This window comes from Desulfosporosinus sp. FKB (assembly GCF_002196705.1).
In the GTDB taxonomy this organism is placed as follows: Bacteria; Bacillota; Desulfitobacteriia; order Desulfitobacteriales; family Desulfitobacteriaceae; genus Desulfosporosinus.
Map to the genome: position 1 here is coordinate 32,142 of NZ_NADJ01000012.1, position 23,364 is coordinate 55,505.

The following is a 23,364-nucleotide window of genomic DNA, read 5'->3' on the forward strand; positions in this document are numbered from 1 at the left end:
GTAATTTTTACTAACCGCTTGATATAATTCTTCATATACAAAATCTTAACAAACTCCTATAAAGACCCTATCGTTTTCCAATACTGTTGTATACGGCTAAGGCATCGGTAATATTATACTGTTCCGTTTGGTGATCTCCTTTCGCGCCAGCTGAAATCAGAATATATTCCTGGTTACCTACTTTGGCGAGACTCGCAAGACATAGACCGGCTTCATCGGTATATCCAGTTTTTCCTCCTAAAATTTCCCCACCAATAATATTTTGATCGTTGAGTTCTTCAAACGTGGTACTGTAAAAGGTTATCCCCCGAGGGTGCTTATTCGTGGGTGGTGTTGAATGACGGGATGAAGTGAAAATTTCCCGGAAAGTATCATTTTGTAAAGCATAGCTGAGAAGAATAGCCAGGTCTTTGACTGTTGTGTAGTGATTTTCGTTGTGAAGTCCGGTAGAATTTTCAAAATGGGTATTTTCCATACCAAGTTCTGCAGCCTTTTGATTCATTAAGTTTACAAAATTCTGTTCTGATCCCGCAATCTGATCAGCGAGTCCAATACAGCACTCCGCACCGCTCGGCAGCATTACCCCGTATAACAGATCGATTGCCCTGACTTGCTCACCCGGTAGAAAGCCGGCCATCGATGCATCTGCTCCGTACAACCCCTGAAACGTAGAATTGGTCAGTTTGATTTCTTTCTTCAGATTAGGTAAATTTTCTATTGCAATAATGGCTGTCATCATTTTAGTCAAAGAAGCAGGATAGATTTTTTCTTCACTATTTTTCTGCATCAGGATGGTATAATCATTTAACCGGATCAGAATCGCATTAGGACTGTTCAGCTTGTCCAAGGATATAGAAGCAGAGGGATCAGGTGTTGTCTTTAAAGAAGAATATGACGAGGTTATATTGTCATATTCATTCTCAAAGATGTGCGGGTATCCAGGAATAATGATAGATTTATAAACAAAAGCAGCAATTCCAACCATCAACAGAAATGATACAATGATGCGCATTCCTGACTTTTTCCTTTTTACTTTTCGTACCATTATAAAACAGCTCCTTATTCTATGCTGATATTATTCAACCACAGAACAAGGGGCTATGTTGGAATTCCATCTTATGAACTTCTTAAGTTTTTCTTATGACGGAAGCGTTACTGTAAATGTCGTATTTTCTGTGTTGCTTTCCACAGAGATTGTTCCATCGTGAGCCGTGACAATTTCTTGGGCGATCGCCAAGCCTAACCCTGCTCCACCGGTGTTTGAGGAACGAGCGGAATCTAAGCGGTAAAATTTTTCGAAAATAGTTTCAAGCTTTGCCTGCGGGATTGGCTTTCCCTGATTAGTAAACGTTATAACAATAGTTTTGTCCTGTTGTTTAACAGAAATGTCAATAACGTTGTTCTCATAACTATAGGCTATCGCATTTTTCAAAATGTTATTGAACACACGGGCCAGTTTGTCAGCATCTCCCAACAGAGTGAGTTCGTCAGGCACATTGACTGACACTCGTTTTCCTTGTGGAGTCAGCATTGGATAGAATTCATCGGCCATCTGCTGGAGCATGAACTGTAATTTGATTTTTTCTTTATTCAAAACAATTGTTTGTAGATTAAATCTTGTAATCTCGAAAAACTCATTGATAAGCTGCTCTAAGCGATAAGCTTTTTCCAAAGTAATCCCGACATATTTGGTCTTCTGTTCAGGAGGCATATCAGGAGCTTCATCCAGAAGACTTAAGTAACCTATAACGGAGGTCAAAGGTGTCTTTATATCATGAGCCAAGTAAACGACTAAATCATTTTTGCGCTGCTCGGCATCAAGAGCAGCTTTTTTTTGCTTTTCCAAGATGGTTTTTACCTGATTAAGCTTATTTTCCATAAAGTCCAATTCCGGTGATAAAGTAATTTCAGCATCGAATTTCGCAACAAGCTTATCCATTCCAGCACTGACTTCATCGAAATAATTTGTGAACCAAGAAACAGAAAATAGAAAAAGTAATATAACTAAAACTATTAGGATTACAACAAAAAGGATCGTATCCATATTGTTGCGTATCACCAACTGATAGATTTGCTGTGCGTCCGAATTATTAAATCTAAAAGCGCTGACTAATAATCGAACGATACGATCTCCGACATGTCCACGCAGGATAGAGCGCAATAGATAAACAGTCACAGCGGCGGCAACTGTAATCAGAAGCATTTGAAGAAATACTTTCCTTTTTAATATTGAATAATCATTCCTTCTTTTATCTATCTTACTTTTCAATTTTATAGCCAACTCCCCACACCGTTTTGGTAGACAACCTAAATATGATACTCATTAGTTTATCACTTCTTTCTGATTAAACACTCATTATTTTTCAAATCTTAAGGCATCAATAGGATCCAGTCTCGATGATTTTTGGGGTCTGCCTAAAACAAAGTAAAGTATCCCTGCAATCCCGGCAGCCACAATAATTCCAAACAAGACTTTATTCTTCTTTAAAATGTCTTTAATCTCCGGGGCCCCCTTTCTGAAATTATAAAAGCCTATCCGATTCGATAACTTCATTCTACCGAAGAGGAATAGGCTTTCTTTAAATAATTTCTTATTAATTTCTTAAGTTTTCCTTATGAATGCCATATTTAATTTCACCAAGTTACATAAACTGATCACTCGGTGTAACCGTGGAAAACGAACCCATTCCGCATAACGCCTCAACCAAGCAAGAAGAAGCTGTGTCATTCTCCAGTCGGCTCTTGAGACGACGGACAAGAAGTGTTTAAGAATTATGGGAACCTAATTTGTGACGCTATATAAGAATGATGTGACCTATGAACCACCTTGGATAATGTTCATAATAGTAACACTACTCAAAAATAAAAATCTCCTCAATTGGTGTTTTTACAACTCGTGAAATATCAATAGCTAATTTAAGTGATGGATTGTACTTGCCTGCTTCCAGTCTAATGATAGTTTCTCTCCGTACTCCAACTAATTGGGCAAGTTCATCTTGAGTCAACTCAATAAGTTGACGATATTTCTTTAAATTACAAGTAAACTTTTCGATGAAACTCACCCCCTTTTAATGTTTATCATAATACCAAAAAAGAAAAGCATAAGATATAAGCGTAACCGCCCATCCAAAAGCACAAGTTAAAATAATTAGTTCTTTTGTAACAAAAGGAAATCCCGAACAAAAACCAATAATAAACAAAGTGACTAAAGGAATGGCAGCAGTTTTCAGTTTTGCGTTTTTGCTGTTTTCAAAATAACGCTCATCCTGCATTTCGTCAGCCATTTTTGCTATAAAGTAATAGGCAAAAAAACCAAAAAAACTAAACCAAAATAGCGATAACGGGTTACCCGTTTTAAAATATGTGAAACCTTGAAATCCAAAAAAGCCAAAAAGCCACGCATATTTAATAGATTTTGGAGATGCACTCTTAATTTTCATAATAAAGCCTCCCATAGTGATATATTTGTAACTTTGTGACAAATATATCACTATGGGAGCAGGTCGTCAATACGTATAGTAAATAAACATCAGATTATGTTTATAGCCTAGCTAAAAGTTATTGAATTAATCTTTCTTTCGCATTTTTCTACCTTCGCGGAATACATCAAATACACCAAGCGCGGAATCATACGTCCTTTTTTTAGCAAAGATTCCATCTTCCCCAGCCCCCAACTTGGTATAAAACTCTTTGACCTGGAGACTTGTAACGATCTCAAGCTTCTTAATCCCTGACGGTTGGCAGGTAAAATCAAGCAAATGCTCTCATAATAACTTCCCATACCCCCGGGCATATTTCTGTTTTACATACAGTCACTCATTGGCAGAAGTCCCCCAAAAGTTGTCTAGATAATATTGGCTGCGATCACAATCAGATAAGAGAAGGGAATCAGTAAAAAGACTGCCGCAAAAGTTCCCAGGGTTTTGCTCCCCACTAAGCCAATGACACATAACCTGAAGTCTTCCTCCGTACATTTCCCGTCAATGACATCGTCCGTCATGATGGATAATTTGGGATCAATCAAAATTGTCATTAAGATGGTGGCAATCCCATTCACAATCGAGGATAAGGTAATGCAGGTCGCTCTCAAATCCGGTTCGATAGCTCCCGCGTAAATGGGAGCCAGGGACCCTATCGTAATCAGCGCAACCGCCGCCACATTGGCGACAATGATTCTCTTGGGCAATCTTCCATAACTTAGCTGTTTAACATGTTCTTTCCCCGGCACGGAAACACATTCTTTCATGTAGCGAATCCCCGCCTTGGAAAAGCTGTGTAAAATCAATTTCGACAATGACCTGTCTGCAGAGAAAGCCTCTACTCCCTTACAGAGAATTCTTTGAAAGGTGGGAATCAACAGGGCTCCAAAAACCGTCGCCACACCAGAAATTAGAATGATGGCATTAAAAAGGGCTAATAAATCGCCGCTTCCCGAAGTTCTTTCCACATATTTAGTGAGAATGGGAACCTGAAAAGTAACCGCAATCCTTGAGACCAGCATCAGGATATTGAAAAGAGCAAACGATACGGCGATCTTACCCGTCCGAATCCCCACTAAGCGGACGGAGTATGCCAGGGTTCCAATAATGGATATTAGAAAATTAAGCACAAAGACCAGGATGATTTGAATACTCATAACGTCTCCTTCACGTATAATTCTTTATTAAGCAAAAAATGCTGGTAATTCCCTCTCCTTGAAGTCAAGTAGAAGCACTTCTCCCAGACCCTCTAAAAATAAAAGACCAACATTCTTGTCAGTCTCATGTTGATCAAAAATTAGCTTTGTATAGTTCTATGTAACATAACTCGATTCACTGACCGGGGTCTCCTCTCCGGCACTTTTGCTAATTATACCTCAAATTACACTAAAATGGAAATCACTAGCCATTTTTAATCCAACTCTGCCTGACCCCGCCTGTTTAGTTTTTCTGCCCGTTCCTGACTTTACCCCTTGACCCCAATGACTTTGTATTATTCCTTCATCTCCGAATCCGTTCTGTCTAATGCGGTGAGCATTTTCAGCAGCTCATCGAAAGCTTTGATCATGTTATCGCGGTTAATGGTGAATTGTACTTCGGCCGTCATGACAGAGGATTTGGTTTCCGCGTCTTTGAGCTTTTTTTCTAATTCGGCAATTTTCTTGGCGGATGGAACCTCTTCTTTGACAGCCTCCAGCTCCTTTTGCTTTAACGTGACTTTTTCCTGCTCAGTGGAGTACTTCAACTTGTAGTCGTTCACCTGTTACTGCAGACTTTGGGCCTGAGTGGTTAATTGGGCGAGTTCACTGCTTTTTAAATCCTAGTCTTTTTGAAAACCTTTTTTTTCTTCAATGGCCTGGTCTCTGTCCTTGACAGCCTGCCGCAATTCCGAGTTGGTCATGCTCTCAACATCATGCTCCGCGATAAACTCCTCCCGCTCCTCTTCCGGAATCCCGAGGAGAATAAGCGCCTGGGTTTAGGTCAGATTCGTCACCAGTGACGAATCTGGATGGCTGTCACTGTCAGAGGAGACAAGCAGTTTCGTCCCGTACGTTTCACAGAGCTGTATTAACCTATCGGCCGTTCGCTGAGAGTAACAGACTGATTCCTTCAACCACTTGCCCCATTCTCCATAGGGAAGCAGGTCCTTAGCCTCCTTCAGGCGCCGGCCGATCACTATGGCGCTGGTAAGGAGGATTTTCCCGGCATAATGTCTGATTGTGTTTATTTCCGCCGCAATCACCAGCGGCGTACGTTCTGTGATCAAATCATTCATGAGATTACCTGCCCATCCTATTACTTTATTCACAGAATATGGGGCCAGGCTTATGCGTGTGACAAACCTCTCATAAATAGCTGTCAAAGAATCGGAATCGGAAACCTTACTTTTTTAAGTCGGCTACAAACTGTAACCTCCAGACAAGTAAGGTCATAAAATAAATGGACAGGCTGATTTTAAGGGGCCAGTCAATAGGTCGGAAAGGATGTGAGCCTCCTGAAATTCCTCACCTTCTGCTTCGATTTCACGAAAGATAAAGTCATTATAGAGGGTTTCCGGTACACTGATCAACTGTCCATTTAGCGTGGCCCGCAAAGGTGTGTTCTCCCTTTGAAGATCTTTCCAATGAGATGCACAGCTTTGGGGGTAACACTCTCCCACGCTAAGCGTGCCTTTTCCTTCGCTTTTCGTCGGGCAGCTTCAACTTCCTCTTTGGTTGGCTTACTTCCATCCTCGTGACTAACGATAACGCCAATACCCACACTTTGATATTTCCCCTCGCCATAGTGCTGTGCCACTTTGAGACTTCCACAAGCACTATCGCTAAACACTATTTCAATCATATGATCGGTATGCCACCGCGATTCAAGTTGCCCAACAAGTCAATTCAAAGCCATCAACGTTGTTTGTGGTCACTGGCGAAGACTATCCTGATGCTTTATCGGTTGCATCCATTGCTTCTATGAAGCAAATTCCAATTATTCTTGTACCACATGATTCTATGCCTGATAATGTTAAAAATTACATTTCAACTCTCAATGTCGGTAAAACCTATGTTGTTGGGGATTCGAATATTATTAGCGATCAAGTGGCTCAACAGTTCCCCAATATCGTACGGATCTTAGGGGCCGATAAATATGCCAGAAATATCCTCATAAATCAAACATTTATCACTGATTTTAATTCAGACAGTATCTGTTTAGCTACAGGCGAAGGTTTTGCCGATGCCTTAGCAGGCACCGCCTATAGCGCTAAGATATCAGAACCTATAACCTTTGTTAATAATAATTCTCCAGCAAATACGAGGAGTTACTATCAGCAAAGATTTGCCGATGCAAGTCATGTCTATGTATTTGGCGGAACGGGAATTATTCCTGACTCCGTAATAACTGATCTAAATTCGCCTAACGCAACAAATGTGGATACCCTAATTAAAAAATATGAGACTCTTAGGTTAAGCAATCTCGCAAAAGTTGAGACAACTATTGCAACCTTTAAGTACCAGGTACTTGATGGAACGGGAAAAGACATTACGTCAAACGTCCCGGCTACCCAGTTATCGGCCGTTGCTTCAGTAAGGTCATCAATTACCTTAGATCCGAGCAAAGGCATAGGTACGATAACTTATAATTCTTCTTCAGATATTGATAAACCGATTATTATTACGCTTGTTAACTTAACCACCGGCATAGTTGTAAGCCTTGATTCTTCTTCCGGGTCAGAGTCTTCCAGTTATACCGCCCCCATTACTAATCCGACACTTGAAAGCCCAAGTCCTAGTCAAAATTCAGATCAAAAGGTCAGTAAAATTACGATAAACTCAACTAAATTGGTGGTAGTCCCATCTAATGGAACTGACAGGATAGGTTATACAACATATATTGTGAATGATCAATACGGCGCTGATATTATAAAGTCATCTCTTGCAAATAATATTCAATTCGAATCAAATGTAGGTACAATTACAACAGAGCAAGGTATACTCAAATTGAGATTTTACCCGAATATTAATCCTGAATCACTTGCAAAAGTTACAATAACCGGTGTTGACTTAAATAGTGGCGTTACAACAATTGAAACGTTAGCTCTATAGAGAATATTTAATTTTTATATCCGTTAAGATTCATTTAACATAATTAAAGATCAGTAGATGTCACACAGATTCAACAATGATTCTTTCTCATAATATACCGTTAAATCAAATTGACAAATTCTTCTCAAAGCAAATGGAATTTACTCTCTCTGCGTATTTCCCGTAGTTTGGTATTTTCCTGTATCCATTTCGTTCATAAAATGATACCGCTTTAGCATTAATAATACGTGTTTCAAGGCGGAGGGTTTCATACCCAATATCATGCGCCCGATGCTCAAGATATGAAAGAATCTTGTTGCCAATTCCCATACCTTTATCCTTTGCATACATTCTTTTAACTTCTGCTGTTGTTTCATCCATAGGTCGGAAAGCGCCACATCCAATTGCCTTGCCGCTTTGGTTCCTAGCAATTACAAATATAGCTCTATCGTTGCATACATCTTTAGCGTCAAATGAGTTCTTTCCGCTATCACCTGTAATGTCTTGAAGGCATTCCGAAAGATCATCCATTAAAGAAATGGCGTCGGAGGAAAATGGACTTTCTGCCGATATGATAACGTCTTTTAAATCCACAATTATCAGTCCTTATTATATAAATAGCCCACCACTTGAATAAATTCTGGGTAACTTCGCATTTTTAGCCATATCTGAAGTTTAAATCCATCCAAGTATACTACAACTGCGAAGCAATACCCCAAAATTTTCACCCGCGCCATGGACGGCGCGGCCTTGCACGATATGTCGTAGAATGTTTGATCAATGAACCAGTTTCGTATAACCCTTGAAATCCGGAGTATCACTGAACATGTTCGTCTATTTTTACTATATATGTCTTCGTCCTATTAGAATTAATATCCTTCAAGGTCCTTGCGGAACGCTAAATGACTTCATGACAATAAACATTCCTGAAATTTATATGATTTCGGGATCTATAAATTTTCTAAATCCTTTAGCTTCGTCTTCTCCATATCCAAACGCTTCATAGAATTTATGTGCTTCTTTCCTTTGGTTTCCTGAAACCAAGATAATATAACTACATCCTCGTCTTTTAGCCCTAGTTTCTAATTCTAGTAGCATTTTTTTGCCTACACCATTTCCTCTATAGTTCTCATCTACAATTACGGCTTCCATCACCAAAAACTTTTTCAAATCGGCCACCATAGTAAGGCAAATTATACCCATGACAGTTCCAATAACCTTTCCGTTGTCTTCTGCCACTAATAATATATAGTTATCGCTATCATTCATTAAAGGAAAGGTTCTTAGTAAATTTTCGATATTACTTTTTTGTCCTAATAACTCTTCATACAATATAGCTATGTCATTTAAATCTTTTTCTTCCATGTCACGAATTATCATAGTCAGCCTCCATTTTGTTATTTCTGTCATTGTCCATCCATAAAAATTTTACGTGCAATAAGCTAAGGTACTTTTTACCGGAGACCTTTTCTATAATGGCCTTCTTTCCTCATTCCTCAATGATCCGAGGAATATTATCGCGAACAAGCTTATAGTAGACTTGTACATTCTGTGATCTGCTGACATGTACGCTCTTCTCATCCAGTACAGGTACAGTAATGAAACCATTCTTATCGTCGCCAAAAACCTTTCCGTCATTACTAGCGAGCTCTAAACACATAAAAAAGCATCCAACCTGTCCTCAAAGTTCTTAAACCTTTGCTGTGACATAGCTTGGATGCTCAATAAATTATTGAAGAAATCTTCACCATTACGAACTGGGGAATTAAAGCCACTCATCCTTTTCAGGAGGTTGACCATTCGGCCCATCTCTATTTGGTTTGTTCCAAATTCAATCTTATGTTTAATTTTATAGGTCCAGGCCAAGTTGATTCCACTATAATGCACTTTCCTGTCATCCTCATCGCAACAACAGTTTATACGAGTCTCAAGGGAGATTATCTCCTTCTCAAGCTGCATCTCTTCTGGCAAGATACCGGAGTTTTTAAGAATAATATAAGCTGCCCGTAGTTCTTCCGGGATGTGAGAAAGGTCTTCTAAGCTCAAAGGCTTCCCTTTTCCGGGCAGATTGTCAAGCTCACCATTTCGTATGGCTTCCCTTATTTTCTGCTCTGCAATAGACGCAATAGAGGATAATATATCTTGCATAATAACACCATCCTTACCAAATAAGTGGAATTAGACGATAATTTGTCTTTAAACAATAATCCTGGTACCCCGGAAGGTCACGTAAAAGAGTTTCTTCTTCAATTTTTATCCTCCATACAGTCCAAGGTATTATGAGAAGAAAAGGTATTATCGCCCAATATGAACCAAGCGCCAGAGGAGTAAATAATGTCATGATTAACATCCCCAAGTACATTGGATGGCGAACTACGGCGTATGGGCCGGTTGTTATAACCATCTGTTCTTTCTCAACCTGGATGACAGTTGAAGCATAACTATTTTCCATAAATACAATGATAATAAATATATAGCCTAAGATAACAATAGCATTGGATGCAATTACAAGCCAAACAGGCACAGCTGACCAATGAAATCGAAAATCGAAGCCGGGAATGAAGTAACCGAGTAAAAACAATTTTAAGAAGGCGGGAGGCTGAGGCGTATTTTCCTGATCTTTAGTTTTCATTCGTCTCAATAATAGGCCGGGATCTTTCTTCATAAAATAAACAGTAATAAAAAGCGTCAGGGCAGAGAATTCGAACAAATAAGTCCATGCCTGCCAATACCTTAAAGAACCTGCGGGCAGAAATAAAACAAGTCCCATCACAACCATAATAATTACTGGTCCCCGATAAGCTTTTGACGCAGTCAGATTACTTTTACTTTCCATTGAGATCACTTCCTTCTCTTAAATATTGTTCAACAAGTTGCTTGTGCTTCATTCGGGCCGGTGAAAGAACACCAGAAACAATACTATTGAATAAGCTTTCCATAGCTTTACTCAATGACTGATTGACCCCTTCCGACAGTGGCATACTTTTCATAATTTTAACAGTATCCCTGGCCAAAGCTTCGACCTCCGGATCATCTTCAGACATTTGATCCAGCCTAGCTAAACGCTTTGCGCTATCCAAAGCCATTTGGAACTTATCTGGATGGGATTTAAAGTACTCGGCAAATGACAGAAACGTTTCCCGATAGTCCTGACCCCACTGAAAATCATCCAGGATACCAAACAATTTACGCTGCTGTTCATATACTTCAGGGCTGGTCTGGATATAATTGTCGATTTGCTCCTGTCCCAGTATATCCTTGACCATTTGAAAAGAAGGCGACTCGAAGGTATTTTCATCGAGATGAACTGTGTCTTGGCTCAATAACAACTCAATCTTCGCAACTCTTTCTTCAATCGTTTTTTTCTCGTTCATAAGTTCAGTTTTCAATGACTGAAGCACTTCGCTCAGGGTTCTCGAATCGTGTATATCTCCTAATATTTCCTTAATACGTTTTAAATCCAGACCCAGGGATTTTAAACGTTTAATTAACTGCATACGCGTCAGCTCCGCTGGCCCGTATAAACGGTACCCTCCCCGAGAACGCGCTGGTTCTTGCAGTAAACCGATATTTTGGTAGTAGATGATGGTTTTTAATGTACTACCGGTTAATTTAGCGAAATCGCTGATCTTTATACGATTCTCCAACGCTATCCCTCCTTGTATTTAGTATAAACCCCGCCCTAAGGGTCGAGTCAACTTAAACCTAAATATTTGGTAAAGAATAAATTGATCTGAAAATAGCCACGGTTTGATATCAAATTCAAACCGTGGCTTCTTAAAATCTGCATATGGCACTTTAGTTAATTTCTTAATTTTTCCTTGCATAACCATATTTTTAATTCACCTAATATAGTCGATTTGGCCGCCAAGGATTCTTGAAATTAATATCAATTCATGACAGTTTCTTCCTGGAGCGGATACCCGACTTCACATACGTCCGTATAAAGCAGGTTTTCAGAAATAACTTGTTTGGATTTGATGTCTATCTTCTGCTGACAAACAGAAACTTGCTCATAGGTTTTCCCTTCTTTTTTGATATAGAAGAATAATTTTCTTTGTGTCCTGCGGAACGGCAATAAGAATGGAAACAACTGAGTAATTCTTTTTCTTTTCAATATCTGAAACCCCTTTTCAGGAATATAAAAGCCTGTCCGATTCGACAAGTTCATCTTACCGAAATCAGGCAGGCGATGTCAGAATTTCTGCTTATCAAAATCTTAAGAAGTGCTTACGAAGCACTTCTTCTTTTTTTAAGCTCTTGTACACTGTCAACGCGCCGGTAATATTGTATTGCTCGGATTTGATTTCTTTTGCCGTCGACTGTAACCAAAATGTATTCCCGACTTTTTCTTTTCTTACTTTTCGTACCATAAGAAAACAGCTCCTTATTCTGTGCTGATATTTATTCAGCCACAGAACAAGGAGCAATGTTGGAATTCCATCTTATGTTAGAATTCATCGGCCATCTGCTGGCGTATACCGTTTCATGTTCACCACCCTACCGCCGTTTTAAATACAGCTGGAAAGCCCGGTGTAATAAAGGCTGCAGGGGATAGTCCCAAGCACCAATCATTTCACAGGCCTCGCCTCCAAAGCCCAATTTAAATCGCAGCAACCCAAACAGGTGGTCAGATTCATCCAGGGTAGGGCTGATGCCTCTAAAATCATAAGTGTAGGCATTAAGCTGATAAGCATCTTGAATCATACGCCACTGGATAGCGTGATTAGGGGCCTTCTCCCGTTTTACATTGCTGCTGGCCCCGTAAAGATACCATGAGTGGAAGTTGGAATGGACGGCTAAGGTAGCAGACAATAATTCCTCTTCGTCTTCCGCCAGATAAAGAGCAATACGGTCTGCTGCTTCGGCCTTTAATGACTGGTACATATTAGAAAAGTAAGAGAAACTGCGCACCTTAAATTGATCCCGTTCTGAAGTTACCTTCAGCAACTCATAAAAAGCCGGTAAATCCTGTTCTGTCCCGACTCGGACCTTGACACCTAAACGATCAGCCTTTTTAACGTTGCGCCTCCAGTTGGTATGAAAACAGGCGAAGACCTCATCCAAGCTGCGCCCCTTTAAAGGCAAACGGTAAACATATTCGGGTTGGGACGCGGCGAAACCCGTATCACCTTGCTGCTTCTGCCAACCGATTTGCCGTAATTGCGGCTGCACCTGTTTGGCAGTTGCGTAATTCTCATCAGGCGGCAAATCACGCAAAACTTTACCAGAGCTGCCCTGTTCGCGAGCTTGCTCTAAAAACTTTTTAATTGTTGGAGTATACCACTTTGCCTGTACCACAGGCGGGTCGATTTTGACACTGAAAACGTGCTTGCTTTTCAAATAAGCAAAAAAAGGTTCAAACCATTCCTTGAGCTTAGGGCTCTGCCAGTCAATAATCGGGCCGCGGGGACAATAAGCCAGGTACCGGTTAAGGTACGGCATTTTCCGGTATAAAACTAAACCACACCCCGCCAATTTGTTATCTGAGGTGAACCATCCTAATAAATCGCTGGTCCACTCAGTTTTGACCTTGGCCCAGGAAGGATACTGCATAAAATTGCCTAAATCTGCTTGAGAAATAAACGAATAATAGGTTTCTTCACTTATTTTGTCTACTTTCAACATCAAGAAAATTACACTCCATTATAAAAACACAAAGCCAAGGGTTACATATCTTTATCTATGCCTGTACCAACAGATACAGTATTATGCGATTTACCCGTCGTAAAAAGGCTTTATATTTTTTAGTAAATTTGGCTATATAAAAGGTCAAAAATAACCGCATTAATCATTTTACCACAATTTTGATGTTTAGGCTCCTAAAGCCTGTATTTTCATTTAGAAGCTTCGACTTATTTCATACAAAAAGGCAAAAACTCTCGCTTCCCCAGATGTGTCCGGCTCAACTAGGCGATGAGAAAATCAAAATAAGTATTTGGATAAGGTTCGTGTTTTAGTGTGTAATGCCACCACTCGCAATCGTATAAAACGAAACCGCAGGGCTCCATGATAGAACGAAGGTATCGACGGTTTCTCGCTTCGACTTGCATAATTCCTTTTGCTCCATGATGTGAGACTGAATCCATCAAATCAAAGTCGCCGCCCATTGGAACAAGTGTACCTGTAGCTAAATGATAAAGCGTTAAGTCAATGGCGCTGCCCCGACCGTGGCCGACTTAGCAGCCACATATCCTTTTTCAACCATCGGAAGCTACGACCCGTACACCATTCATAAAGCATCTCATGTCTGAGACCCCCTTTCAAAACTATAAAAGCCTGTCCGATTCGACAATTTTATCTTATCGAATTAAGACAGGCTAAATTGGAATTTTTGCTTATCAAGATCTTAATAAATTCTTACGAAGGCCTTATTATTTTTCTATACTGTTGTCTACCGCATTGCTCACGCTTGCTGATTAAAAAACGCAGGAGGATAACCCTTTTACCTCTCTTACTCTTCAATTTTATAACCAACTCCCCATACCGTTTTGATATATTTAGGATGTTCCGCGCTGTCACGCATTTTTTCCCTTAAATGCCTGATATGAACCATTACCGTATTATTGCTATTGGTGAAATACTTGTCTCCCCATACCTCATGGAACAATTCTTCCGAACTGACCACACGTCCGAGATTGGTACTAAGGACCCAAAGAATAGAAAATTCTGTAGGAGTGAGAGATAGCCTTTTTTCATTCAGCGTACATTCATGGGTCTTCATGTCTAATACCAAGCCCGAAAAGGCAATCAAGTGTTCTTCCTGGTTAGGCACCGCAGAATTATATTTGGTAAATCTCCGGAGCTGTGCCTTTACACGGGCAACCAGTTCCAAGGGGCGAAACGGTTTAGTGATATAATCGTCTGCACCTAATGTCAGCCCGGTAATCTTATCGATTTCTTCTTCTTTAGCTGTCAGCATGATAACCGGAAAATTATGTTTTTCTCTAATTTTTTGACAGAGAGTAAAGCCATCAATATCCGGCAGCAGGACATCAAGTATTGCAAGCTCTAACTGTTCCGACTCAACACACCGGAACGCATCTTGACCATTATAAAATTTGTATACTGTAAAACCTTCATTTCTTAAATAAACTTCAATTAGATCCGCTATGGACTGTTCATCGTCTACAATTAAAATATTGATGCTCATAAGTTCTATCCCTTCTTCCTGGACAAACACTCATTATTATAGTACAACAAAGCAAAAATTTGTATCATGATAAATTCCTTATGAAAACCTTAAGGTTTAATTAATTAGTATTTTAGTACCAGTATATGAATACGGATATAGAGCAGTAATACGAGCAAAAGTGCACCAACAAAAATAATGACTCTATCTAATAGTTTAGTATTAATATACTTATTGCTTAAACCATATAATTTCAGTCCAAGAAGGCCCCCAACAGTATTTGTAATTACATCTATTATGTCTGTCGCTCCAATAGCGAAGATAAATTGAATCAATTCACATGTAAGGCTAAAAACCAGTATTAAAGCAAACTTAGGTAAAAATCCAACTTTTTTAAAATTGACATCCAAAAGCAAGCCAAAAGGAATAAAGATTATAACATTATCTTTCATCTCTCCAAAATTAATTCTTCCATTTACATTTAAAGGAGCAGCAAATGGATTCAAGTTAAGGCTTCTATGATGATAATTAAATACTGACAAAATATTGTATTGTAATTTGAATAACACTAACCAAATTAGTATCACTAAATATAAAACTAGCAACCCTCTAGATAACATTTTTCCTCTAATTTTTTTTTGTGTATTTTCTCCAGTTGATTGATTGCATGCTGTCATTTTATCTAAACTCCTTTAGTTTTTGTAAATTACGAAAGCCTATCCATTTCGATAACTTCATTCTACCAAAATGGCATAGGCTTTTTTTAAATAAGTACTTATAAATTCCTTAAGTTTTCCTTATGATATCAAATATGTTTTCTCAGTGAAGGTATACACCTTTTCTTTTCTGAGAAAACATATTTGATATCTCTTTAAAGCCGGTGTCGGCAACACTTTGAAGTTATTCTCTTCTTTGCTTTCATTTTATAATTCCGAATTTAATCATACTATTGATCGAAGCAAGAATAGTTTCTTCATTATTTGCAATCGGCTTCCAACCCAAAATTCTTTTGGCCTTTTCATTACTTACATTGCGGCTCATCCTTAAAAATAGGGCTGCCTCATTCGCTTGCTTATTAAATAAAGCTGCTATATAAATAACCCAATTGGGTATTTTTATTGAAGAAATTTTTTTCGCAACGTTGGGTTTTTTATTTTTTAACAGTGCTGCAATTTCGAGCATAGATATTTGACCATCTGCCGAGGCTATAAAACGTTGTCCATTTGCGTCAGGATTTGTCATTGCACGAATGTGTAAATCAGCCACGTCTCGAACATCAACAATATTTAAAGGGAGATTGGGAATTGGATCGCCGCTTAATAAAAGTTTAAAAAGTCCAAAACTACCTGAGATGTGTGCGCTTAAAGCAGGTCCCCAAATAGCAACAGGATTAATGGTAGCAAATTCTAAATTGCCTCCTTCTTTCTTAATGAAATCCCAAGCGGCATGTTCCGCCAAGAGTTTTGACTTTTCGTAAACCGATAAACCTTTTTCTTTTGGGTCTGTCCAATCTGCCTCCGTGGTAGGGGTATCCGGATTTTTATTGCTGAATCCAACAGCACCAAAATTAGAAGTCATGACCACACGTTTAACACTTGCATTTCGAGCTGCTTTTAGTATGCGAACGATGCCTTCCACTGCAGGCCGTATCGCTTCATTTTCATCTTTTGGTATCGTCATAAAGACAGGTGAAGCCACACTTAATACGTAGTCACAACCTTTCATAGCTTCGTCCCAATTATCATCTTTTGATAAATCTGCTTCAACAAATGCAAGGTTGTCAAAGGTCGAGATACCGTTAGATTTTAGAGTATCAATTACTTTGTTTTTACTACTTATTGAGCGAAGCGTGGTTTTCACATTGTAACCTTTTTGTAATAATTGAAGAATTATTTGTGCGCCTACAAAGCCTGTACCACCTGTTACCAAAACATTTTCCGACATATCGTATACCTCCAATACATATTCATAACCACTTGTAAATTAATCTCTCATGTTTTATGCTCATGTTATTACCTAGAGTTATATCTAGGTCAAGTGTTTTAAACATATATTTTTAAAGGAGTGTTTAAAATTGACTTATACAATAAAAGATGTAGCTAAAATAACAAAGCTGTCCATATTTACAATTCGTTATTATGATAAAGAAGGACTTCTACCGTTTGTTTCCAGAAACAAATCAGGAATTAGAGTGTTTACCGAATCAGATATTAATCAGATTATGACAATTTGTTGTCTAAAGAATACAGGTATGCAAATTAAAGATATAAAAAAATATATTGATTATTGTATGGAAGGTGCCGGTACTATTGATTCCAGAAAAGAATTATTTGTAGCTCACCGAAATGAAATTATTAACCAAATAAATTCCCTTAATGAAAATCTCAAGCTAATTGATTCGAAACTCAAAATTTACAGTTCTCCCAATGCTGCAGAAATCATTAATGAGCTAAGAAGGATAGTTTTTGATGAAAAGCGCGAGAATGGCTTGCCAAGCTGTTATACCCAAATCAATTAATAGTGAAAAATAGCTGCACCATTTTTCTTTACGAAGGCAGATGGCATTGGCGTGTGGAATACAGATTGTTGGTGTATGCTTTGTCATCTATAAAAACGTGAGCAAAACTCGGGCCGAAAAGCGCACTTTTCCGGCCCGAGTTTTGCTCATTTTTCACTACCACAACATATTGTGGTCCACCTCTACTTTTTGTCCTCCAAACTACATGTCGTCATCAGAACTATAGTTCCTTCAATGTCAGCGACCAGTGAAGGTCTCGTCGGTTTCCAACCCAGCCACTTCCGTGTCAATGCATTCGATGTTGGATTGTCACTTAAGACAAACTGGGCAAGCCATCCGAAGTGCTGATATGCATCTTCAGGGGAAATACTAACCACCGGCAGGTTCTGACGACGTCCTATTGCTTCAGCGATGTCCAGAAATGCTACTTCTTCTTCTCCGACACCATGCAAGCATGAACCAGCAGGAGCAGATTCCAACGCTAATCGGAATAAATTTGCCGCATCAAGTCGATGAACAGCTGGCCAGCGGTTTAATCCATCGCCGACGTATGCCGAAACACCTTTTTCATGAGCAAGATCAGCCAGACGAGTGGCGAATCCCTGACGGTTTGCATCATGTACGCAGGGTGCAAGCCGTACCACAGATACACGCACACCTTGCGCAGCCATTGAAAGGGCAGCCTCCTCCGAAGCGATACGGAGTGCCCCCGCGGAATCAGGATCAGTTGCATCTTTTTCCGTTCCAAGGTGCCCTGACCTAAGAACTGTAATTACCGAAGTAGTAACGAAAGGTCGATTAGATCCTTTGAGCGCCCTGCCCATTGTCTCGATGGCACAACGGTCTTTTTCGCATGCACCGGCAAGATCTGAGAAGTCGTGGGCAAAGCCAGCATGGATTACACCGTCCGCAGCTTCCGCTCCTCTGCGCAGGCTATCAAGATCATCAAGAGAGCCGCGATGTACCTCGGCACCGGCAACCACCAACGCTTCGGCGGACTTATCCGAGCGGGCGAGCCCGAGCACCTGATGACCTGAACCGATCAGTTCACGAACGATAGCGGAACCGATAAAACCAGTAGCACCTGTAACAAAAACACGCATCATAAAATCCTCCTGAGACTATTTAGTAATAGAGTTAGCCCCTTTTCTTGGCATGCATGAACAGTCAGTGCAGCCGGATGAAACACTCTGAGCGTATTATAGCCTAAATCTCAACAAGATCATTGCCTGTTCCACGCGACTCATTGCCTGATTCTCCTATAGTGAAAGTAGATACTTTCAGTCAATAGCATTTGCTTCGTTTGATTTTTGAGCCTGCTGATGCAATTTAGCAATGTCTCTTCGCGGCGGATTTCCAAAATAGCTGCTGTAATCCCTGCTGAATTGGGAGGCGCTTGCATACCCTACCATCTGACATGCAGTCATTGCATCCATTTGCCGGGACAACATGAGGTGCCTGGCTTCTTGCAGACGCAGTGCTTTTTGGTATTGCAGCGGGCTCATGGAAGTGACCTCCTTAAAATGCTTGTGGAAAACAGAGACACTCATATGAGCAAGCCTTGCCAGATCTGAAACTTCCATTGGCTGGTTGAAGTTGTTGCGAAGCCAACCGATTGCCTTTGCGACATGTTGCACACCTGAGTCCGCAAAACCCATTTCGGCAATGTGAACACCGATTGGGCTGCGCAAAAGCCGCATTAAAAGTTCATCCTTAACAATTGGAGCAAGTAATTCCGTGTCACTGGGATTGTGCAAGCATTCCACCAGCCTCGTCACCGCATTGATAATACCTTTGTCAGCATCTGTGATATAACCTACGCTCCGCGTTTGCACAGGGAGCAGCCCCTGTGGATAAACTTTGGGGACAAACTCCGCAATTTTCTCCGGGTCGAGGGTCAATCCGATGCCGAGAAATGGTTCTAGAGAGCTGGCCTGTATAGTCTTCAGAGCAACTGGTAATGCAACGGGAATCATGAGCATATGCGACCTGCCGACCTCAAAGGTTTCCTGTCCCAGCCTGACAGCCTTTACTCCCTGCGCAACAATTAACACAGAGGGCAGATAAAAGGATTTCACCCAATCGGTTCCTGTTTTGGAATAGCGTCTGATATGCAGTCCGGGAATGCGTTGGCTGAAGATACCATCATACGGAGAATGATTACAAATCAAATGTGACAGTTTTGCCATCTCTGAATCGATTGATTCCTCAATGCCCTCTCCTGGTGTCAGTTCTAAGTGCTTATCCGTTTTACTCATGGTTAAGTCTCCCATAAATAAGTAATTTCAGTACTATTTTTCTATGATATCGTAATAATATCAAATCCAGTAACAGGATTAATAATTCCATCTTAAAGTTATCCAGCTAAAATTGGCCTCTGCAATATCTGGAACATCGTCACCGGATAGAAATTACAGACTCTAACATTATTAACTTTTTTGCATTTCCAAAGCAGGAAACACTCGATAGTCGTCGAATACCCTCCACTATCTGCTTTGAAAGGACAAGATTATATGAATAATGACGCACTAGATCGAATATTGACGGCCTTTGATACTTTTAAACCATACTTTTTAGATCTTTTTGCTGAAGATGTTATTATTTCAATTATCGACCATCAAAAATTTCTAAAAACGATTCCTAACCCTAACTTCCCCATAGCTATCAAAGATGGAGATCCATTTACCCAAAGACATCGTGGTATCATCAACGCAATGAACTCCGGAAAGATAACGAACCAGATTATCCCCAAAGAATCCTTCGGCTTTCCTTGTAGGTCTATTGTAATTCCACTTAAGGACGAACATGGGACAATTATTGGCGCAATCACAGTATTAAGCAGTTTAGAAAAACAGGCTGAAATATTAGATGTATCCAACGAATTAGCCAATACTTCAAGTCAAATTACAAATGCCTTACTTCAATTAACCAAAGCGTCCCAATCCTTAGCAGCAAGCAATTCAAATATTTTGGACAACGCAAATGCAACAGCGGAAGAAACTAAGAAAACGGACCATGTGATCCAATTTATTAAAAACATCGCCACCCAAACAAACCTCCTGGGATTGAATGCTTCTATTGAATCGGCTAGGGCTGGAGAAAACGGCCGAGGTTTCGGAGTGGTCGCGGATGAAATTCGGAAACTATCGATTTCCAGTAGTGAGTCGATTAAAAAAGTAGAAGATGTTCTCATTAACATCCAAAGCTCTGTGCTAAAGATTGATAAAAGTATCGAAGAGTCAAATGCAGTTTCTGAAGAACAAACGGCTATGTTAGAAGAGATTGACGCCGCAATGGAAAATTTAAACACGACAGCTAAGAAATTAGCCGAGATGTCAAGCCGTTTCTAATAGGAGGGCGCTATCCAACGCCATAATTAATGCAAAAGCACCGTCAGCGCTCGGTGCTCTTTTCTTTGTCCGGTTCATCCACCATTTGCTTTAATAATCTCTTTTAAGGTTACATTTTCATTTATAAATCGTGCATTCGGATTACTTTCTTTCTTTAATCGGATCGCTTTCTGTGGACAAAGATTTATGCAGGCAAGGCAAAATTCACAATTTCCTCCATAAACCGGTTTCAATCCGTCGAGTTTTATATTGTCACGGGGACAAACCTTTACACAAGTCCCACAACGATTACAATTAGTACCAATTTCAAAATCTTTATCCGTATTAAAGTTTGGGTTTACTTTGTAAAGGTATTGAATAACTTTTGTCAATAGCGAATCAGATAATGTTTCTCTTCGTATATATAGCTTTCCTTGATTGACGTCGCTTAATAAACGGCATAAATTCTCTTCAATATTTTTCTTTTTCATCTTCTGTTTATCAATATTAAATAACGGCAAATAGTTATCAACCATTAGTAAACCATCTGCATATTGAACATTTATATTATTCTCTTCTGCAAAACGCACAAACCAATTGACACCGCCTGCAAGCTTATTCCCATAGGTCATAATAACAAAAATATAGGGGCTCTCGAGGGTGATTTTCTCGACAAATTCGCGAACTATTTTGGGAGCAGCAAATCCATAACAAGGAAATACTAGTCCTATTTTTTCATCTTCAAAATGTAGTTGATTGCTTTTTAGTACTTTTGGTATCGAAAAAAGTTCTCCTCCAAATCTTTTTGCGACATCCAAACAGTTTCCAGTCGCGGTGAAATAAAACACTTTCATTTAAGTACCTCCATCAATTCTGTCTTTCACAAAAGCTTTATCATTTTGCGTTATAAGAATCAAATGACGTTTCTACAATATTACAATTTTATAACCATCGAATTGTTAATCGTAATCTAGTAACTAAATTATTTATGCTTTAATGATAACAAGGTTCTCACTTCCTCAACTAATTCTTCATTCACTCTGCAAAGAAGAAATTTACCTTTTTTTTCTGTATAAATCAAATCAGCATTCACCAATTCTTTGATGTGATGTGAAATAGTAGGAGCTCCGATATTCAAAGAACTAATAATATCTGAAACAAAGCATTCACTTTCAGTTTGAAAACTAGATTCTTGCATCTCGGCAATTTTAAAATACAATTCTAATCTGTTGGGATGCGATAGTGCTTTAAAGATCTTGGCAGCTTTTTTAGTATCCATATTTCACTCCACATCATCATTATAAAGTTTCGATAACTATCGAATTAATTGTAACTGTAAGATACATCTCTGTCAATACTGAACTAGACGAAGCTTTTGTTTTGATTCATATTTTGCAAATCTCCTTAAGAAAGCATCAGTTTAAAGAAAACTTCTTTTTGTCACTGAAAATCAGAAACCTTTTATTCCACCATTATAGCATTATCAGTAGCCTAAACATTTATGTCACATTGCCTGCATAAAAACTAAAAAGCCTTCCTAGGTATTAAAACCCAGAAAGGCCTCCGTCGATTAGAAAATTACCAATTATTTCGCGTACGTGGTTGAAAACAATCACGGCAATATACTGGTTTATCTCCTGTGGGTTGGAAAGGTACTGTTGTCTCTTTCCCACAACTAGCACAAATAGCGGGAAACATTTCTCTTTGTGGACGAGAGTACCTGCTGTTGGTTCTGCCTTGCGCCTTTTTGGCGGAACGGCAACTTGGACACCGGCCAGGTTCGTTGGTAAATCCCTTTTCTGCGTAGAATTCTTGTTCGGAAGCAGAGAAGGTAAACTCACTGCCACAATCCTTACATGTTAAAATTTTGTCTTCAAACATAAAAAAACCTCCAAAAATTTATTACCCGCTACATGGGAAGTATTTATTGCTTCCTATAGCTTTAGGCAATAGAGGAAGGTTTTCGTAAATCCACAAATACTAACGAGCTTTTTAAGTATAACTACAATGTAGATATAAGTCAAACATTTTAGTGAACCGCCCCCACCTGCACTTCTCGTTAAGAACGAAAACACTGTTTTTGCCGAAGGATGGGGGCTTCCGGCAAGCCTAAAACGTATGCTTAACAGAATCTTGGTTGAAGATCCCCCATCCGATTGCGTGAATAAATCATCTCTCTAGGAATTCAACACTTCGTCCAATAAACGAATAGCTTGTTCTTCTCGTAAGCCCTTGACCTCCATAACCTCACTAACAAAAACCTGACGTGCATTATTCAACATGTTTGTATCATTTGCATCAAGCTTATTTATTTGGCCCTTACGTGTTAAATCACGGATTATTTCCGCACCTTTATAAATGTCACCACTTTTAAATTTCTTTTTATTAATATCTTTGCACCATCGTTGATTTTCAAAGATAATTGGGTCAGTAGTTCCAAGGTTAATACCACTGAGTACATTTTCTAATATTTCAGGTTTAACCACCTGACGTATCCCTATATTGACAGCCTTGTCCATAGGAATCATAACATGCAATTTTTCCTGAGGAATATTCAAAATGTAGCAGAGTTTTTTTTCACCTAAAATCTCTTTTTCTTCAACTGCTTCTATAACGCAAGTTCCATGAACTGGATATACAATCTTGTCGCCAACATTAAATATCATTACACCTACCTCCAGACTATCCTCTTAAGTATATCATGAAATTGGAGGAAGTGGAAATAATTATTCTACCATATTACATTTATTTGTGTCAATAATTTGGTGAAAAAGATAATTATCTTCTTAAACTTAGAAGTACAATGGGTGGTGTGTTGACTGAGCTCGATGGTTGA

Annotated in this window: 28 protein-coding genes and 2 pseudogenes; 3 read left to right on the forward strand and 27 right to left on the reverse strand. The window is 39.3% G+C overall.

Annotation, left to right across the window (positions count from 1 at the left end):
* Nucleotides 1–67 precede the first annotated feature (67 nt).
* The 8 genes and pseudogenes from B5Y67_RS02845 to B5Y67_RS25745 form a co-directional block, all read right to left on the reverse strand.
* Nucleotides 68–1,045 (reverse strand): D-alanyl-D-alanine carboxypeptidase, encoded by a 978-nt coding sequence (locus B5Y67_RS02845; RefSeq protein WP_088225057.1) that lies wholly within the window; start codon nt 1,043–1,045, stop codon nt 68–70.
* Between the two features lie 93 nt (nt 1,046–1,138).
* The gene (locus B5Y67_RS02850) at nt 1,139–2,269 is read right to left on the reverse strand and encodes a HAMP domain-containing sensor histidine kinase (protein ID WP_088225058.1); all 1,131 of its coding nucleotides are present in this window, start codon (nt 2,267–2,269) and stop codon (nt 1,139–1,141) included.
* A 583-nt stretch (nt 2,270–2,852) separates the two neighbouring features.
* Nucleotides 2,853–3,053, reverse strand: a complete 201-nt coding sequence (locus B5Y67_RS02860; protein WP_088225130.1) for a helix-turn-helix transcriptional regulator — start codon at nt 3,051–3,053, stop codon at nt 2,853–2,855.
* 15 nt (nt 3,054–3,068) lie between these two features.
* Nucleotides 3,069–3,440 carry a DUF3796 domain-containing protein gene (locus B5Y67_RS02865; RefSeq protein ID WP_088225060.1) on the reverse strand — a complete coding sequence of 124 codons (372 nt, stop codon included), beginning with the start codon at nt 3,438–3,440 and terminating at the stop codon, nt 3,069–3,071.
* Between the two features lie 404 nt (nt 3,441–3,844).
* The gene (locus B5Y67_RS02875; protein WP_088225062.1) at nt 3,845–4,636 is read right to left on the reverse strand and encodes a lipid II flippase Amj family protein; all 792 of its coding nucleotides are present in this window, start codon (nt 4,634–4,636) and stop codon (nt 3,845–3,847) included.
* Nucleotides 4,637–4,971: 335 nt separating this feature from the next.
* Nucleotides 4,972–5,754 (reverse strand): annotated as a pseudogene (locus tag B5Y67_RS02880) (DUF3102 domain-containing protein).
* A gap of 153 nt (nt 5,755–5,907) precedes the next feature.
* Complete coding sequence (locus B5Y67_RS25740) at nt 5,908–6,072, reverse strand: DUF3658 domain-containing protein (protein ID WP_242975802.1); 165 nt, start codon at nt 6,070–6,072, stop codon at nt 5,908–5,910.
* Entirely contained in the window at nt 6,057–6,320 is a 264-nt protein-coding gene (locus B5Y67_RS25745) for a hypothetical protein (protein WP_242975803.1), read from the reverse strand. The genes B5Y67_RS25740 and B5Y67_RS25745 overlap by 16 nt, the downstream gene beginning before the upstream one ends.
* A 59-nt stretch (nt 6,321–6,379) precedes the next feature.
* Between B5Y67_RS25745 and B5Y67_RS02890 the strand changes: the two genes are divergently transcribed.
* Nucleotides 6,380–7,570 carry a cell wall-binding repeat-containing protein gene (locus tag B5Y67_RS02890; protein WP_242975804.1) on the forward strand — a complete coding sequence of 397 codons (1,191 nt, stop codon included), beginning with the start codon at nt 6,380–6,382 and terminating at the stop codon, nt 7,568–7,570.
* Between the two features lie 105 nt (nt 7,571–7,675).
* Here B5Y67_RS02890 and B5Y67_RS02895 read toward each other — a convergent pair whose 3' ends face one another.
* From B5Y67_RS02895 to B5Y67_RS02950, 13 genes and pseudogenes are all read right to left on the reverse strand, one after another.
* Nucleotides 7,676–8,143 (reverse strand): GNAT family N-acetyltransferase, encoded by a 468-nt coding sequence (locus tag B5Y67_RS02895; RefSeq protein WP_242975805.1) that lies wholly within the window; start codon nt 8,141–8,143, stop codon nt 7,676–7,678.
* A gap of 339 nt (nt 8,144–8,482) precedes the next feature.
* Nucleotides 8,483–8,929, reverse strand: a complete 447-nt coding sequence (locus B5Y67_RS02900) for a GNAT family N-acetyltransferase (RefSeq protein ID WP_170932561.1) — start codon at nt 8,927–8,929, stop codon at nt 8,483–8,485.
* A 109-nt stretch (nt 8,930–9,038) separates the two neighbouring features.
* On the reverse strand, nt 9,039–9,209 hold the full coding sequence (locus tag B5Y67_RS25750) for a hypothetical protein (protein ID WP_242975806.1): 171 nt from the start codon (nt 9,207–9,209) through the stop codon (nt 9,039–9,041).
* Nucleotides 9,200–9,697, reverse strand: a complete 498-nt coding sequence (locus B5Y67_RS26325; RefSeq protein ID WP_348982280.1) for a DUF1992 domain-containing protein — start codon at nt 9,695–9,697, stop codon at nt 9,200–9,202. Before B5Y67_RS26325 ends, B5Y67_RS25750 begins: the two co-directional genes overlap by 10 nt.
* Before the next feature lie 13 nt (nt 9,698–9,710).
* A complete protein-coding gene (locus tag B5Y67_RS02915; RefSeq protein WP_088225065.1) occupies nt 9,711–10,385 on the reverse strand; it encodes an isoprenylcysteine carboxylmethyltransferase family protein in 675 nt (224 codons plus the stop codon).
* Nucleotides 10,375–11,196 (reverse strand): MerR family transcriptional regulator, encoded by an 822-nt coding sequence (locus tag B5Y67_RS02920; protein ID WP_088225066.1) that lies wholly within the window; start codon nt 11,194–11,196, stop codon nt 10,375–10,377. The genes B5Y67_RS02915 and B5Y67_RS02920 overlap by 11 nt, the downstream gene beginning before the upstream one ends.
* Nucleotides 11,197–11,438: 242 nt before the next feature.
* The gene (locus tag B5Y67_RS02925; RefSeq protein ID WP_242975807.1) at nt 11,439–11,666 is read right to left on the reverse strand and encodes a hypothetical protein; all 228 of its coding nucleotides are present in this window, start codon (nt 11,664–11,666) and stop codon (nt 11,439–11,441) included.
* Between the two features lie 94 nt (nt 11,667–11,760).
* Entirely contained in the window at nt 11,761–11,922 is a 162-nt protein-coding gene (locus B5Y67_RS25145) for a hypothetical protein (RefSeq protein WP_170932562.1), read from the reverse strand.
* 127 nt (nt 11,923–12,049) lie between these two features.
* Nucleotides 12,050–13,177 carry a peptidoglycan bridge formation glycyltransferase FemA/FemB family protein gene (locus B5Y67_RS02930; RefSeq protein ID WP_088225067.1) on the reverse strand — a complete coding sequence of 376 codons (1,128 nt, stop codon included), beginning with the start codon at nt 13,175–13,177 and terminating at the stop codon, nt 12,050–12,052.
* Between the two features lie 281 nt (nt 13,178–13,458).
* Nucleotides 13,459–13,757, reverse strand: a pseudogene (locus tag B5Y67_RS02935) (M15 family metallopeptidase); the annotation flags it as partial.
* 246 nt (nt 13,758–14,003) lie between these two features.
* Nucleotides 14,004–14,702: a VanR-ABDEGLN family response regulator transcription factor gene (gene vanR, locus B5Y67_RS02940; protein ID WP_088225068.1), complete on the reverse strand. Its 699-nt coding sequence runs from the start codon at nt 14,700–14,702 to the stop codon at nt 14,004–14,006.
* Nucleotides 14,703–14,806: 104 nt separating this feature from the next.
* Nucleotides 14,807–15,358: a glycopeptide resistance protein VanZ-A gene (gene vanZ-A / locus B5Y67_RS02945; protein ID WP_088225069.1), complete on the reverse strand. Its 552-nt coding sequence runs from the start codon at nt 15,356–15,358 to the stop codon at nt 14,807–14,809.
* A gap of 241 nt (nt 15,359–15,599) precedes the next feature.
* Nucleotides 15,600–16,625 carry an aldehyde reductase gene (locus B5Y67_RS02950; RefSeq protein ID WP_088225070.1) on the reverse strand — a complete coding sequence of 342 codons (1,026 nt, stop codon included), beginning with the start codon at nt 16,623–16,625 and terminating at the stop codon, nt 15,600–15,602.
* 130 nt (nt 16,626–16,755) lie between these two features.
* On the opposite strand from B5Y67_RS02950, the gene B5Y67_RS02955 reads away from it, so the two are divergent.
* The gene (locus tag B5Y67_RS02955; RefSeq protein ID WP_088225071.1) at nt 16,756–17,199 is read left to right on the forward strand and encodes a MerR family transcriptional regulator; all 444 of its coding nucleotides are present in this window, start codon (nt 16,756–16,758) and stop codon (nt 17,197–17,199) included.
* A 182-nt stretch (nt 17,200–17,381) separates the two neighbouring features.
* Here B5Y67_RS02955 and B5Y67_RS02960 read toward each other — a convergent pair whose 3' ends face one another.
* Nucleotides 17,382–18,305, reverse strand: a complete 924-nt coding sequence (locus B5Y67_RS02960; protein ID WP_348982281.1) for an SDR family oxidoreductase — start codon at nt 18,303–18,305, stop codon at nt 17,382–17,384.
* A gap of 174 nt (nt 18,306–18,479) precedes the next feature.
* Entirely contained in the window at nt 18,480–19,457 is a 978-nt protein-coding gene (locus tag B5Y67_RS02965) for an AraC family transcriptional regulator (RefSeq protein WP_088225073.1), read from the reverse strand.
* 255 nt (nt 19,458–19,712) lie between these two features.
* Between B5Y67_RS02965 and B5Y67_RS02970 the strand changes: the two genes are divergently transcribed.
* Nucleotides 19,713–20,549 carry a methyl-accepting chemotaxis protein gene (locus tag B5Y67_RS02970; RefSeq protein ID WP_088225074.1) on the forward strand — a complete coding sequence of 279 codons (837 nt, stop codon included), beginning with the start codon at nt 19,713–19,715 and terminating at the stop codon, nt 20,547–20,549.
* A gap of 74 nt (nt 20,550–20,623) precedes the next feature.
* Here the strand turns inward: B5Y67_RS02970 and B5Y67_RS02975 are convergent, their stop codons facing one another.
* The 4 genes from B5Y67_RS02975 to B5Y67_RS02990 form a co-directional block, all read right to left on the reverse strand.
* On the reverse strand, nt 20,624–21,382 hold the full coding sequence (locus B5Y67_RS02975) for an EFR1 family ferrodoxin (protein WP_088225075.1): 759 nt from the start codon (nt 21,380–21,382) through the stop codon (nt 20,624–20,626).
* A 128-nt stretch (nt 21,383–21,510) separates the two neighbouring features.
* Nucleotides 21,511–21,807 carry a metalloregulator ArsR/SmtB family transcription factor gene (locus B5Y67_RS02980; RefSeq protein WP_088225076.1) on the reverse strand — a complete coding sequence of 99 codons (297 nt, stop codon included), beginning with the start codon at nt 21,805–21,807 and terminating at the stop codon, nt 21,511–21,513.
* A gap of 299 nt (nt 21,808–22,106) precedes the next feature.
* Entirely contained in the window at nt 22,107–22,409 is a 303-nt protein-coding gene (locus B5Y67_RS02985; protein ID WP_088225077.1) for a zinc-ribbon domain containing protein, read from the reverse strand.
* 296 nt (nt 22,410–22,705) lie between these two features.
* Nucleotides 22,706–23,191, reverse strand: a complete 486-nt coding sequence (locus B5Y67_RS02990) for a CarD family transcriptional regulator (RefSeq protein WP_088225132.1) — start codon at nt 23,189–23,191, stop codon at nt 22,706–22,708.
* Between the last annotated feature and the right edge of the window lie 173 nt (nt 23,192–23,364).